General features: G+C 47.3%; 15 protein-coding genes. 14 read left to right on the plus strand and 1 reads right to left on the minus strand.

Annotated elements, in window-relative coordinates; translation table 11 throughout:
• The first annotated feature begins 108 nt into the window (after window positions 1-108).
• From hemW to DC345_RS15025, 14 genes are all read left to right on the plus strand, one after another.
• A complete protein-coding gene (gene hemW / locus DC345_RS14960) occupies window positions 109-1,293 on the plus strand; it encodes a radical SAM family heme chaperone HemW (protein ID WP_113053800.1) in 1,185 nt (394 codons plus the stop codon).
• Window positions 1,294-1,410: 117 nt separating this feature from the next.
• Window positions 1,411-1,881, plus strand: coding sequence for an N-acetyltransferase (locus DC345_RS14965; protein WP_063567287.1), 471 nt, complete (start codon window positions 1,411-1,413; stop codon window positions 1,879-1,881).
• 253 nt (window positions 1,882-2,134) lie between these two features.
• A complete protein-coding gene (hrcA, locus tag DC345_RS14970; RefSeq protein WP_113053801.1) occupies window positions 2,135-3,166 on the plus strand; it encodes a heat-inducible transcriptional repressor HrcA in 1,032 nt (343 codons plus the stop codon).
• A 40-nt stretch (window positions 3,167-3,206) separates the two neighbouring features.
• Window positions 3,207-3,782, plus strand: coding sequence for a nucleotide exchange factor GrpE (gene grpE / locus DC345_RS14975; RefSeq protein WP_076288071.1), 576 nt, complete (start codon window positions 3,207-3,209; stop codon window positions 3,780-3,782).
• A 160-nt stretch (window positions 3,783-3,942) separates the two neighbouring features.
• A complete protein-coding gene (gene dnaK / locus DC345_RS14980) occupies window positions 3,943-5,787 on the plus strand; it encodes a molecular chaperone DnaK (RefSeq protein ID WP_113053802.1) in 1,845 nt (614 codons plus the stop codon).
• Window positions 5,788-5,916: 129 nt separating this feature from the next.
• Window positions 5,917-7,038, plus strand: coding sequence for a molecular chaperone DnaJ (gene dnaJ, locus DC345_RS14985; RefSeq protein WP_063567290.1), 1,122 nt, complete (start codon window positions 5,917-5,919; stop codon window positions 7,036-7,038).
• Between the two features lie 153 nt (window positions 7,039-7,191).
• The gene (locus tag DC345_RS14990; protein ID WP_063567301.1) at window positions 7,192-7,560 is read left to right on the plus strand and encodes a hypothetical protein; all 369 of its coding nucleotides are present in this window, start codon (window positions 7,192-7,194) and stop codon (window positions 7,558-7,560) included.
• A gap of 220 nt (window positions 7,561-7,780) precedes the next feature.
• Window positions 7,781-7,960, plus strand: a complete 180-nt coding sequence (locus DC345_RS14995) for a YfhD family protein (RefSeq protein ID WP_113053803.1) — start codon at window positions 7,781-7,783, stop codon at window positions 7,958-7,960.
• Window positions 7,953-8,345: a hypothetical protein gene (locus DC345_RS15000; RefSeq protein WP_113053804.1), complete on the plus strand. Its 393-nt coding sequence runs from the start codon at window positions 7,953-7,955 to the stop codon at window positions 8,343-8,345. Before DC345_RS14995 ends, DC345_RS15000 begins: the two co-directional genes overlap by 8 nt.
• Window positions 8,346-8,507: 162 nt before the next feature.
• Window positions 8,508-9,473 (plus strand): 50S ribosomal protein L11 methyltransferase, encoded by a 966-nt coding sequence (prmA, locus tag DC345_RS15005; protein ID WP_113053805.1) that lies wholly within the window; start codon window positions 8,508-8,510, stop codon window positions 9,471-9,473.
• A 3-nt stretch (window positions 9,474-9,476) separates the two neighbouring features.
• Window positions 9,477-10,154, plus strand: a complete 678-nt coding sequence (locus DC345_RS15010) for a site-2 protease family protein (protein WP_076288076.1) — start codon at window positions 9,477-9,479, stop codon at window positions 10,152-10,154.
• 138 nt (window positions 10,155-10,292) lie between these two features.
• On the plus strand, window positions 10,293-11,057 hold the full coding sequence (locus DC345_RS15015) for a 16S rRNA (uracil(1498)-N(3))-methyltransferase (RefSeq protein WP_063567294.1): 765 nt from the start codon (window positions 10,293-10,295) through the stop codon (window positions 11,055-11,057).
• A 2-nt stretch (window positions 11,058-11,059) separates the two neighbouring features.
• Window positions 11,060-12,406 (plus strand): tRNA (N(6)-L-threonylcarbamoyladenosine(37)-C(2))-methylthiotransferase MtaB, encoded by a 1,347-nt coding sequence (gene mtaB / locus DC345_RS15020; protein ID WP_113053806.1) that lies wholly within the window; start codon window positions 11,060-11,062, stop codon window positions 12,404-12,406.
• Between the two features lie 114 nt (window positions 12,407-12,520).
• A complete protein-coding gene (locus DC345_RS15025; protein ID WP_113053807.1) occupies window positions 12,521-12,955 on the plus strand; it encodes an NUDIX hydrolase in 435 nt (144 codons plus the stop codon).
• A gap of 53 nt (window positions 12,956-13,008) precedes the next feature.
• Here DC345_RS15025 and DC345_RS15030 read toward each other — a convergent pair whose 3' ends face one another.
• On the minus strand, window positions 13,009-14,010 hold the full coding sequence (locus tag DC345_RS15030; RefSeq protein ID WP_113053808.1) for a Na/Pi cotransporter family protein: 1,002 nt from the start codon (window positions 14,008-14,010) through the stop codon (window positions 13,009-13,011).
• Window positions 14,011-14,315 lie beyond the last annotated feature (305 nt).

Genomic DNA, 14,315 nt, shown 5'->3' on the forward strand with positions numbered 1-14,315 from the left:
GTACAACACAGAATGTGTGTATTCAAATTAGATTACAGAATAACCAATAAACCAAGCTGAAAGGGAAGCCGGATGGCTTTCCTTTTTTCAAATAGAGGGGGACTTGCCATGACATTGGCAGCACACAGCCGGAAGACAGGTGCACCCCAAGCGGTGTATCTTCACATTCCCTTTTGCACAAATAAATGTTTTTACTGCGATTTTAACTCCTATGTATTAAAGGACCAGCCCGTTATGCAGTACCTTGAAGCGCTGGAACGGGAGATGGAACATACGGTTAAAGCGAATCCGCCGGGAGAAATCAAAACCATATTTGTGGGCGGCGGTACGCCAACTGCACTGAAACCGGACGAAATGGCCGTATTCCTGAAGTCCGTCAAAACCTATTTTCCGAATTGGGCAGATGATATTGAGTTTTCAATGGAAGCTAACCCGGGCACGACCGATGCAGAGAAGCTCGCAGTTATGAAAGAAGGCGGAGTGAACCGTGTCAGCTTTGGAGTACAGGCTTTTCAAAATGATCTGTTGACAGGTATTGGCCGGATTCATAATACAGATGATGTATACCGCAGTTTGGAAAATGCCCGAGCAGCTGGATTGCATAACTTGTCCATTGACCTGATGTTTGGTTTGCCAAACCAGACGGTTGAGAACCTAAACGAGAGTATCGACAAAGCGCTGGAACTGGATCTGCCGCATTACTCGATATACAGCCTGAAGGTGGAAGAAAATACACTTTTCCACACGTTGTATCAGAAGAACCAGCTACCGCTTCCTCATGAAGACGACGAGTTGCAAATGTATCTTCTATTAATGAAGCGTATGAAAGAAGCGGGTTACGGACAATACGAGATCAGTAACTTTGCCAAACCCGGCTTCGAGAGCCGTCACAATATTACGTACTGGCGTAATGAGGACTACTACGGTCTGGGTGCAGGTGCGCATGGATATGTAGGCCGCGAACGCCATATGAATATAAAAGGTATAAACCCGTATGTTGAAGCTTCCAAAGGAGGTCTGCCGCGTCTCGATCATTTTGAGATCAGCCGCGCCGAGGCAATGGAAGATTATCTGATGGTTGGGTTGAGAATGCTGGAAGGTGCTTCATCCTCACGGTTTAGTGATCAGTTTGGGGAGCCTATGGAGGAAGTGTTTGCGAAGCCTTTGGGCAAAATGTTGAATGCAGGACTGCTGGAGAAGACGCCAGACGGCTTCCGGCTTAGTGAACAGGGCATCCTGTTCGGAAATGACGTTTTTGCCGAGTTTATCGGTTCCATATCGCTGAATTCGTAGCTTGAAATTCTATACGCTCTGTTGTATATTTATTCATATTGATTTTACAGAGCGTGTGATTTATACAACTACGAAGTCGGCTTTCCTCTGGAAAGCTTCTTATAGGAGGAGAGCTGGATGTCGGCCATATGCAGAAAAGCCGTACCGGAAGATGTTGAACCATTATTTGAAATGATTAAGGGCTATGCAGAGCGTGGAATCATGCTTCCGCGTTCACGGGAAGTACTGCAACGGCAGCTGGAGCACTTTGTTGTAGCGGAAGTGAATGGTCAGGTTGTAGGCTGTGGATCTCTCTGCCGTCTGGGAAATGATCTGGTGGAAGTCAGATCGCTCGGCATCTCCGAAGGTCACAAAGGCATGGGCATTGGCTCACTGCTGCTGGACCGACTGGTAGAGGAAGCGGAGAAACAGCAAATTCCCAAGGTCATGGCATTGACATATGAAGTGTCCTTTTTTCTCAAAAACGGTTTTGCCGTTGTGAATAAGGAGATTTTCCCGGAAAAAGTATGGACCGACTGTGTTCATTGCAGCAAACAGGATTGCTGTGATGAGATTGCTGTATTAAAAGAGTTGAATATTTCAGCCTGATAAATGAATGAACCGTATGGATTGAGCCGAGTATACTCTATCTCACCTGCGGTTCTTTTTAATTCATAAGATGCACAGTAAAGTTGTTATGTCTTGGAGACATTGGTCTATACTATAAATAGATGAGCGTACTCATCAAACTGACTTGACAATGCTCACGTCATTTTGGTATTTTTGTATTACCGCTTAGCACTCATCTAACCGGAGTGCTAACGACATGGGACAGTACAGTCAGAAGGAGGGAATACTCACCATGTTAACAGAGCGTCAACGAATGATTCTGAACGCCATAGTGGATGACTATATCCGTTCAGCTGAGCCCGTAGGGTCCCGGAGCATTTCCAAAAGGGGAGATGTTGGATACAGTCCGGCGACGATCCGTAATGAAATGGCGGACCTTGAAGATATGGGCTTTCTGGAACAGCCGCATACATCGGCTGGTCGCATACCTTCGCACAAAGGCTATCGATATTATGTCGATCATTTGGTTCCCTGGAATCAGGTGGAGCCACAAGAGCTGGACGACCTGAAGTCATTTTTCGCAGAAAAGCTGAACGTGATGGAACAAGTTATTCAGCATGCCTCAGTCATTTTGTCGCATATGACGAATTATACTTCGATCCTGCTTGGACCGGAAGTTTTTCACACGTCACTTCGTCATTTTCAGCTGCTTCCGCTTAATGAAAACGAGGCTGTAGCCATTATCGTAACGAACACGGGTCAGGTGGAGAACAAGACGGTTCAGATTCCACCCGAAATTTCGGTAGCGGAGATGGAAAATGTAGTTCGCTTATTAAACACCAAGCTGGTCGGCGTGCCAATTTACAAATTAAAGTCTCGTCTCTACACCGAGCTTGGGCAAGAGATGGAACGGCATATTACACGTTATGAGGAAGTCATGCAGGTGCTGAACAGTGCCTTTGACAACGAGCATGACAATCGTCTGTTCCTTAGTGGTGCCACCAATATGTTGACTCAGCCAGAATTTAGAGATATTGAAAAGGTAAAAGATATTCTTGACCTGCTGGATGAGACACCAACACTCATGAAATTGATGATGCCCGTGCAGGGTGGATCTGGTATTCAGGTGCGAATAGGTACCGAGAATGATCATGAAGCCTTCGCCAATTGCAGCCTGATAACGGCATCCTATTCATTGGATGGAGAGGCTTTGGGCTCCATCGGAATTTTGGGACCTACGCGAATGGATTACGCACGTGTCATTCATATTTTAAATACATTATCCCGTGATTTGACGGCCATGCTAACGCATCGCTTCAAATAAGGGAATTGAAGCATTTCATTCTTATAAGGAGGTGAACATCTTGAAAGAGGAGCAATCATTCGCAGCAGAAGAACAGGAACAACAAGCAACTACAGCAGCGGAACAGGAGCCTGTCAACGAAGCCGGAGCTGCAGAAGCACAGGCGGAAGAGATGACAGATCAGGAGCAAGATGAGATCGCACGTTTGAAGGCGGAAGCCGAGGAACATCAACAACGTTTTGTCCGTGCGCAAGCTGATTTTGATAACTTCCGTCGTCGTACACAAAAAGAAAAAGAAGAACTGGCGAAATACGCTTCGATGAAGCTGGTCACCGAATTGGTGCCGGTTATTGATAATTTCGAGCGTGCCATGGCTACTGTACCGGAAGGTACGGAAGTCGAGTCCTTCTCCAAAGGCATCGAAATGATCTTCCGTCAACTGGAGACTGTGCTTAACAATGAAGGTCTGACGTCAATGGATACGGTAGGACAACCGTTTAATCCTGAATTCCACCAGGCGATCATGTCCGTGGAGAGCGACGAGTATGAAGAAGGTACCGTTGTCGAGGAAGTCCAAAAAGGCTACATGTTGAAGGATAAAGTACTTCGTCCGGCTATGGTCAAAGTTAGCTCATAAATTTCTATTACAGAATGAATAATTGAGTTCACTCTTGATTGTACGATGCCACCGAAGTTTAATATAAAGGTTAGTACACACATAGAGCACGATTAGGAACAACAAATACAAATAAGGATCAATCTGATCCATTTAAATTGTCGAGGGAGGAAATTTTCCGATGAGCAAAGTAATCGGTATTGACTTAGGAACAACAAACTCATGCGTAGCGGTTATGGAAGGCGGCGAGGCTGTCGTTATTCCAAATCCGGAAGGCGCACGTACAACCCCATCCGTAGTGGGTTTCAAAAAAGATGGAGAACGCGTTGTCGGTGAAACGGCTAAACGTCAAGCGATCACAAATCCGGATCGTACGATCATGTCGATCAAACGTCATATGGGTACATCCCACAAAGAAACAATCGATAGCAAAGACTACTCTGCACAAGAGATCTCTGCAATCATCCTGCAAAAACTGAAATCCGATGCTGAAGCATATCTGGGTCAAACCGTAACTCAAGCGGTTATTACCGTACCAGCTTACTTCAATGACAGCCAGCGTCAAGCAACAAAGGATGCAGGTAAAATCGCAGGTCTGGAAGTTCTGCGTATCGTCAACGAGCCAACAGCAGCAGCTTTGGCATACGGTATGGAAAAATCCGAAGACCAAACGATTCTCGTATATGACTTGGGTGGCGGTACATTCGACGTATCCATCCTTGAACTGGGTGACGGCTTCTTCGAAGTTAAAGCAACTAGTGGGGATAACCAACTGGGTGGCGATGACTTCGACCAAGTAATCATTGATTATCTCGTAAGTGAGTTCAAAAAAGATCAAGGTATTGACTTGAGTAAAGATAAAGCAGCGGTTCAACGTTTGAAAGATGCAGCGGAAAAAGCGAAAAAAGAACTTTCCGGCGTATTGACTACAACCATTTCCCTGCCGTTCATTACTGTGGCTGATGGCGTTCCTCAACATTTGGAGTTGAACCTGAGCCGTGCGAAATTTGAAGAAATCTCTGCTGGTCTGGTTGAGCGTACGCTTGAACCAACTCGTCGTGCATTGAGCGATGCTGGAATGACAGCTAACGATATCGACAAGATCGTATTGGTTGGTGGTTCAACACGTATTCCTGCAGTACAGGAAGCAATCAAAAAACTGACAGGTAAAGAGCCTCATAAAGGGGTTAACCCGGATGAAGTTGTAGCTTTGGGTGCTGCTGTACAAGCGGGCGTACTGACAGGTGACGTGAAAGACGTTGTATTGCTTGACGTAACTCCATTGTCCCTGGGTATTGAAACTGCGGGTGGCGTATTCACTAAAATGATCGAGCGCAATACAACGATCCCTACAAGCAAGTCCCAAGTATTCTCCACTTATGCGGACAACCAACCTAGCGTTGAGATTCACGTTCTGCAAGGGGAGCGCGAGATGGCAGCGGGTAACAAATCCCTCGGTCGCTTCATGCTGGGAGATATTCCTCCAGCTCCACGTGGCGTTCCGCAAATCGAAGTTAGCTTCGATATTGATGCCAACGGTATCGTTAATGTATCTGCAACAGACAAAGGTACAAACAAAACTCAAAAAATCACCATCACTTCTTCCAGCGGTTTGAGCGATGCTGAAGTTGAGCAAATGATGAAAGATGCTGAGCTGCATGCGGAAGAAGATAAAAAACGCAAAGAACTCGTTGAAGCGAAAAACAGCGCAGATCAACTGATCTACTCTGTTGACAAAACGATTAAAGATCTTGGCGAAAAAGCAGACGCTGGTGAAGTTGAAAAAGCGAATGCTGCAAAAGAAAAACTGCAAGGCGTTCTGGCTTCCGACAATCTGGAAGACATCAAAGCCGCTACAGAAGAACTGACAGAGATCGTTCAACAACTGTCTGTAAAACTGTATGAGCAAGCACAAGCTCAAGAGCAAGCAGCTCAAGGTGCTGAAGAGCAACAAGGTTCTGCAAAACGTGACAACGTCGTAGACGCTGATTACGAAGTTGTGGATGAAGATAAAAAACAAAATTAATTCACGATTCTTAGTGAATTAATCATCGGTGACGTTCGGATCGAAGGGAAAGTCATAGCCGGGGCTCCCGTGCTTTGGCTTTCCTTTTGTCACGATGTGCGATATGGTGAATGATATGGGGGTGGAAGAGTGGCTGAAAAACGTGATTATTATGAGGTACTCGGCGTCGGCAAAAATGCCAGCGACGAGGAAATCAAAAAGGCATACCGCAAGCTTGCCCGTCAGTATCACCCTGACGTAAACAAGGCTGCTGACGCGGAAGCCAAGTTTAAGGAAGTTAAAGAAGCTTATGATGTAGTCAGTGACGGCCAGAAGCGGGCACAGTATGATCAATACGGTCATATTGATCCAAATCAGGGCGGATTCGGCGGCGGTGGCGATTTTGGCGGCGGCGGCTTTGGCGACATCTTCGATATGTTCTTTGGCGGTGGCGGTGGACGACGTGATCCGAATGCTCCGCAACGGGGGAACGATCTGCAATACACCATGACGATTGAGTTCAAGGAAGCGGTATTTGGTAAGGAAACCGACATTACCATTCCTCGTACCGAAGGCTGTGATACTTGTCATGGCTCAGGTGCGAAACCGGGAACCAAACCGGAGACCTGTTCCGTCTGCCAAGGTAGCGGTCAACAGGAAGTGGTTCAAAATACACCGTTTGGCCGTATGGTCAACCGTCGTGCTTGTTCGAACTGTAACGGTTCTGGACAAATTATAAAGGAAAAATGTACAACATGCAGCGGCAGCGGTAAAGTACGCAAACAACGCAAAATTCATGTTCGCATTCCAGCGGGTGTAGATGACGGCGCTCAACTGCGTATGACTGGTGAAGGTGAAGGTGGTCTGCGCGGAGGACCAGCAGGAGATCTGTATATTGTCATTCGTGTGAAATCACATGATTTCTTCGAGCGTGAAGGCGATGATATCTATTGTGAAATTCCGCTTACCTTTGCTCAGGCCGCATTGGGAGATGAGATTGAAATCCCAACGCTGTCCGAGAAAGTGAAGCTGAAAGTCCCTGCCGGTACACAGACAGGAACTTATTTCCGTCTTAAAGGCAAAGGCGTACCACGCCTGCGCGGCATGGGGCAAGGGGATCAGCATGTGAAAGTTGTTGTCGTTACGCCTAGCAAGCTGAATGACGAGCAGAAAGATCTGCTTCGCCAAATCGCTGCGCTGGATGGAGAACAAACTCATGAGCATGAGCAATCCTTCTTTGACCGGGTGAAACGGGCATTCCGTGGAGACTGAGTCTTAATCATTAATTTAAAAAAGGACACCACAGCGGTATTTCCGCGAGGGGTGTCCTTTTTTGCATAAAATGGGCACGCTTGCGGAAAGATACCAGACATGAGCATTCAGTGGTTTACTGATGTGCCGAAACTAGGGAAGCAGGTGAACCGGATGACCGAAAAAAATATTTTGGCTTATTTCCATAGCCCGGAGCAAGCGGAAGGGGCAGCCAAAAAACTGGAGGCATTGCGAGTGGAAGACCTGTCGATCAATCGATTCAGTCGTTATGCGGGTGTCGGGCCGAGTGGAGCATCCTATACACCAGGCGTATCAGGCAGTTTTTCTTCCTGGGTACCAGGTGCTCTAGGCACAAATGCCAGCGCGGGCATCATGGCCGCAGCAGATCCTTCTGCAAGCGGTATGAGCGATGGCGGACAAGAGGGTCCGACGGGCAGAGATGTATTACTGACCGTTGTCGTAGACGAGGCGGTACATCACCGTGCTCTATCCATTATCGAACAAGCCGGCGGTATGATTTAGTTTTAAAATCCATGTAAGTTTCATCTAAAACATTTACACGTTAACGGAGAGGACAGAAAAAACCTGGAGAAGCGAAGCGTTCGCCTTTATCCCTGGATTTTCCCTTAAAGAAAATCAAAAAAATCTGGGGATAACAGCGATCGGAAGGTTGTTCTGTCATCGGAGTGCCAGTGTAAATACGCTTAGTTGAACTTATACAATTTGAAGGAGGAACATAACGATGGCAGAACATGAACGTCCAGGCAAGATTTTGACGAAAACGGAAAAGATGAAGCGAATGCAGTCCGCCAAAAATGAGGATGTGGAATTCAGCGCCGAAGCTGCAGATCATGAAGATATAGAGGCTTTGCGCCGAAGTGAAGCTGCCAATCGTCGTCAGGGTCGGGAGATTCATGACTGAAGATCGCTCTGCAGTAATTATCGAAGCAGTGTTCACAAGCTGGTCCGAGGCTGAATCTGCACGCAGAGCGCTGGAATTGCTGCACCCAAACCAGTTGAGTATAGAGAGTCTGAATGACTCATCGTCTTCAGTAAATCCGGGAGCGGATGAGAGCACTGATAACTCAACCATGGCCATGATTGGGGGATTCAGTGGTGAGCTGAATGTACTTTCCCTTATAAGCGATGAGACCGAGATGTTGTCGGGTGGACAAGTTTATGACGATCCGCATGCTGGCTCTGAAGGTAGGTCCAAGCAAGAAATCTTGCTGACCGTATCCGTATCCAGTGACTCTCTCCCGCAAGCTGCAGAGATGATTACACAGAATGGTGGACGCTTTTGCTAACAAGTTAATCGAGTGTATTCATAATTAAAACAGGGTATTCGAGCAGTCAGGCTGCGGGTATCCTGTTTTTGTTGTTTCTTTTAATGCTGCCGTTTTGTACTCCTGCGTGCTTGTGTAGTACAATGGTTGGGATGTTTGAAAAATGAGGAGGAAAAACGAAGTATGTTATGGCATGAACTAACAATACATACCACAGAAGAAGCTGTGGAGATGATTTCGAATTTTTTACATGAAGCGGGTGCTGGAGGGGTCTCGATTGAAGAGTCCGGTACTTTAAATAAAAAACGGGATACGACGTATGGCGAGTTGTACGAGTTTCCATTGAATGATATTCCTGAAGGCTTTGCGGTCATTAAAGGATACTTCTCGGAAGGTACAGACATGGATGCATTGCAATCTGAAGTAAGTCCACGCATTGAGCAACTTTCCGAATTCGATATCCAGACGGGTGAGGTTCGTTTTGAGACTCGGACAGTGGATGAAAATGACTGGGCTAACGCCTGGAAACAATATTTCAAGCCAGTACGTGTCTCGGAACGTCTAACCATTAAACCGACATGGGAAGAGTATACACCGGAAAGCCCAAATGAGAAAATTATTGAGCTTGATCCAGGCATGGCGTTTGGTACAGGAACACATCCAACAACTTCACTTTGTCTGCGTACACTCGAATCGGTCATTCAGGGTGGCGAGGAAGTTATTGACGTAGGTACAGGCTCTGGTATTTTGGCCATTGGAGCTGTCCACCTAGGTGCAAAACATGTACTGGCGCTGGACCTTGATCCGGTTGCGGTTGCAAGTGCCAAGGAAAATGTGGAACTCAATGGCCTGGGACAACAAATTACGGTTAAAGAGAGTGATCTGTTGTCTGTTCTGGGTAGTCAGGACCCTGCGCTGGGCGTGAAGCTTCCGGTGAAAGTTATCGTTGCCAACATTTTGGCCGAAATTATTATGCTGTTTGTGGATGATGTCTATCATGCGCTTGAATCTGGCGGCGTTTATATTACTTCAGGCATCTGGAAAAATAAAGAGCAGCTTGTCCATGATGCGCTCGTTGCTTCCGGCTTCGAAATAAGTTCGGTGCATCGCGATGAGGACTGGATCGCGTTTGTGGCCAGAAAGAGGTAATCGATGGACTTAAACTCGTTCTTTCGTTATCCGCTGGATCAACTGCCGTTTTTCCTGTTGGCGATCCTGATTGCTTTTACGGTCCATGAATTTTCTCATGCCTATTTTGCCAACAAATTCGGCGATCCAACAGCCAAGCTGCTGGGTAGGGTTACACTCAATCCGGTTGTGCATTTTGACTTGTTTGGTGTGTTGCTGCTCCTTATTGCCGGTTTTGGTTGGGCACGTCCTGTTCCAGTAAATCGGGCGAACTTCGACAAACCGAGATTAATGGGTGTCATTGTATCTGTAGCAGGGCCTGTGAGTAACTTGCTGCTTGCGATCATCGGTACGATCATCTATGCGTCCCTGGTTGGTTCGGGGGCATTGGGTGGCATTGAGAATGAAAGGTTGCTTACGGCAATCTCCATGTTTTTCTCCATATTTAATCTGACGAACTTTTTCCTTTTTCTCTTTAATCTTATTCCGTTGCCTCCATTGGACGGATATCGAATTCTGGAGGATATTCTGCCGCCTTCAATCAGCCGCAAACTGCAAGGGGTAGAGCAATGGTCCATATTTATTTTCCTGTTGATCCTTGTTATTCCTCCATTGCAAAATGCGACGATTCAACCTTTATATCAATTTGCCCAGAATATGTATCTGGATCTGGCAAGGCTAATCATCGGTTTATATCGTTAGAAACGTATAGTGTATGGGACTGAAATACTGGTCAGAAGGACATAAAAGTTGTATGATCATCTGTGGCGATTGGATTCACGCCTGCCATCAGGCGGGGTGAATTCCAGTCATAACAGGATAGAATGGGTGGATAGACTAATGCAGCGTTATTTTGTATCTGCAGAACAGTTTAATGAACATTCCGTGGTCATCACGGGTGATGATGCGCGCCATATCGGCAAAGTAATGCGTGGTAAACCTGGAGATAAACTGATTGTCAGTGACGGAAACTCCAAAGAAGCTTTGGTGGAGATTGAAAGTATCGAAGCCCAGCAAGTAACAGCGAATATTGTGGAACCCCTCGAAATGGACCATGAAGCACGGATACGTGTAACCGTGGCTCAAAGCTTGCCAAAAGGCGATAAGATGGAGACAGTCATTCAAAGATGTACAGAGATCGGAGCAGTTTCATTTGTTCCTTTCTTGTCTGAGCGTACGATTGTACAATATGATGCCAAGAAAGAAGGCAAACGGTTGGAGCGGTGGCGGAAAATCGCGAAGGAAGCCGCTGAACAAAGCCATCGAAACCGCATTCCATCCGTCGAGCAGCCACTTTCCTGGAAAGGGCTGCTATCTTCTTTTGAGGGTTACAGTCTGGTATGTTATTGTTATGAAAAGGAAAACGGCAAGCAGTTAAGAGACGCTTTGAAGCCGTTTGTGGAGCAGCTTGCACCTGGTGCGAGTGCAGAAGTGTTGATCGTTGTTGGACCTGAGGGCGGATTCTCGGAGAGGGAAACGATTGAAGCCGATCAGGCGGGTGCTGTATCCGTTGGACTGGGCAAACGCATCTTGCGGGCCGAGACAGCTGGAATGGCGGCGCTAACTTGTGTCTTATATGAATCCGGAGAAATGGGGGGAATGTAATTATGCCATCCGTGGCGTTTTACACCTTAGGCTGCAAAGTTAATTTTTATGATACAGAGGCGATTTGGCAATTGTTCAAAAACGAAGGATACGATCAGGTAGACTTCGATGAACAGACAGCAGATGTATATTTGATTAATACTTGTACAGTAACCAATACCGGCGACAAAAAGAGCCGCCAGATTATCCGTCGTGCCATACGGCGCAACCCGGAAGCAATTGTAGCCGTTACAGGCTGTTATGCGCAAACTTCTCCAGCAGAGATTTTGGACATCCCTGGCGTGGATCTAGTTATCGGTACACAGGATCGGGACAAAATTTTGCCATATGTCAATGAAATTCAGGAATCTCGTCAGCCCGTCAATGCAGTGCGCAACATCATGAAAACGCGGGTATTTGAAGAGATGGACGTACCGGATTTTGCCGATCGTACCCGTGCGTTTCTCAAAATTCAGGATGGCTGCAATAATTTCTGTACGTTCTGCATTATTCCGTGGTCGCGTGGACTTTCCCGTAGTCGGGAAGCAAATAGCATCATTCAACAGGCTCATCAACTCGTGCACGCCGGATATAAGGAAATTGTTCTGACAGGCATTCATACTGGTGGATACGGGGATGACATGGAGAATTACGATCTGACGGACCTGCTGTGGGACTTGGATAAAGTAGAGGGCCTGGAGCGTATTCGGATCAGTTCGATTGAAGCCAGTCAGATTGATGATCGGATGCTGGATGTGATCAAACGTTCAGACAAACTTGTGCGCCACTTCCATATTCCGCTGCAAGCGGGCGATGATACCGTACTGAAACGCATGCGTCGTAAATATACGACCGAAGAGTTCTACAATAAAATGCTTCGCATTCGGGAAGCGATGCCGGATGTAGCGATTACAACCGACGTTATTGTTGGGTTCCCGGGTGAGACGGATGAGATGTTCCGTAACGGCTACGAACTGATGAAGAAAATCGGTTTTTCCGAAATGCACGTATTCCCATATTCCAAGCGGACCGGAACACCGGCAGCGCGTATGGAGGATCAGGTGGATGAGGAAGTTAAAAATGCACGCGTGCATGAACTGATTGATCTATCCGAGCAAATGCAGCTGGCATACGCCAAGCAATTTGTGGGGCAAGTACTGGATGTCATTCCTGAAGGTGAAGCCAAGGGCCGTGAAGGCAGTGGTAAACTGCACGGTTACAGTGACAATTACATTCAGCTGGTCTTTGATGGTTCCATGGATATGGTCGGCAAAGTATGCCGTGTCAAAGTAACCGAGGCGGGTGTGAATGAAAGTCAGGCTACGCTGGTTCGTGTGTTGGAAGAAAATCTCAAGTCCGCAGCGATGTAATCGAGGCGTCAGAAACAAGGATTTCATTTCCTTGGGGAGCGTACCCGTGGAGATGAGGTCCTTCTTTTTCCAAAAAAAAGATAAAGACAATTCCACGTAATGGGGGAGAGCAACATGAACAGAAAAGAAATTTCGGCAGGCGGAGTCGTCTACCGCACGGGAGAAGACGGAAAACTTCAAATTCAACTGATTGTAGATCGCTACGGCAAAACGACCCTCGCCAAGGGCAAAATGGAAGATGGAGAAACGGTGGAACAGACCGCATTGCGTGAAATTCTGGAAGAGACAGGCATGGTCGGCCGAATTGTAGAACCCGTCGATATCATTGCCTATACGTATCAGCATGCTGAGTTTGGACCGGTGGATAAGGAAGTTCATTATTATCTTGTTGAAGCGGAAAGCGGCGATCTGCAGCCTCAGATTGAAGAAATCAAAGGTGTGGATTGGTACGCTCCGGAAGAAGCTTGGTCCAGACAGCTGCAAAGTGGATACGATAATAACGATGATATTTTACGTGTGGCACTGAACAAATTAGGCATTAACGTATAGCTATTTTCTATTGAGTGACGTATCGCTACTGTTTGTTGAGAGCGTTTTGAGCATCAAGCCACGGGTGACTTCGCTACTGGGGTGGAGACCGGTGGTTTTTTGTGCCAAATCGGCAAGTAGCAAAATGGCAAGGCAAGCAGTGAACTGGTGACGTTAAAAAGGGTCTGGGCATGCGCAATCTGTGCCCCGTTATCCGCTGACAGCCAGGCCGAAACTGCATGCAGCTGGCCGATCAGCGGCATAAATAGCAGCGCTCCCGCAATGTTTAGTACGACATGGGAGGCTGCGACAAATTTGCCTGCGGATGCTCCGCCTGCCGCAGCAATCACGGCGGTGATACAGGTCCCCACGTTCGACCCGATCACAATAGCGATGCCGATCTCCACAGGCAGTACACCTGTGGCTGCAAGCGTAATGGCCATGCTGATGACGGCTGCGCTGCTATGAATGAGCGCCGTCAGACAGGCACCAGCCAGAAAGCCCCACCACAAGCTGTCGGCTGAGCGATCCAGAAACCACTGGAAAACACCCATACTTCGCAGGGGGACGGCAATGGATTGCATCACTTGAATACCTGTCATGACTAGGGCAAATCCGGCTGAAGCGAGAAAGCTGTATTGCATGGTAAATAGCGTCCGGCGTGTGCGTTCAGGAGCGAACTGATTTCGTTCGCCAAGCACAACAAAGACGGCCCAGCCTGTCAGAGAGAAGGCAAGCAGAGGCAGGGAAAACCGTCCGATCTGCAGTCCGACCAGCTCGGTGGTCAGGCACGTCCCGATGTTGGTGCCGAGAATAATGCCAAGTGTGCGTCCGTAGGTAATTAATCTGGTGTTCGCCAGCCCAATGGTTAATACGGTGACGGCAGTACTGCTTTGCAGCAGGGCAGTAGCGCCCGCGCTGAAAGCCATGCCTTTCCAGGGAGCAGAGGTAGCCCGGCCCAACCATCCAGCCAGCATGGGCCCCGCCATCCGCTGCAAGGCTGTTTCCATCAGCTTCATCCCGCCAAAAAAGATAAGAAGCCCGTATAACAGGGGCAGCACTACATCTCTAAACATGAGTTAACATCATTCCTTCCGTGCGTATCCTTATTCCCATCCTATGAGTAAATAAGGACAACCATGACAGGCTAACGGATTTACCAATTAGGTAAAAGGAATCGTAGGAACAATTCGCGTCGAAGCTTCACCCAAATTACCGCACCCCCAATCAAAAGATACGGAGATTCTGCAAACGTAGCGGAGGTGATGGAATTGGAACTGAAGAAGCGAAGCGCTTACGGTCATATGGGGTGATCTAAAGATTCACACGATAACGGAGAGGACAGAAAAAACCTGAAGAAGCGAAGCGCTCGCCTTTATCC

The sequence above is a fragment of the Paenibacillus taichungensis genome, assembly GCF_003287275.1.
Taxonomy (GTDB): Bacteria; Bacillota; Bacilli; order Paenibacillales; family Paenibacillaceae; genus Paenibacillus; species Paenibacillus taichungensis_A.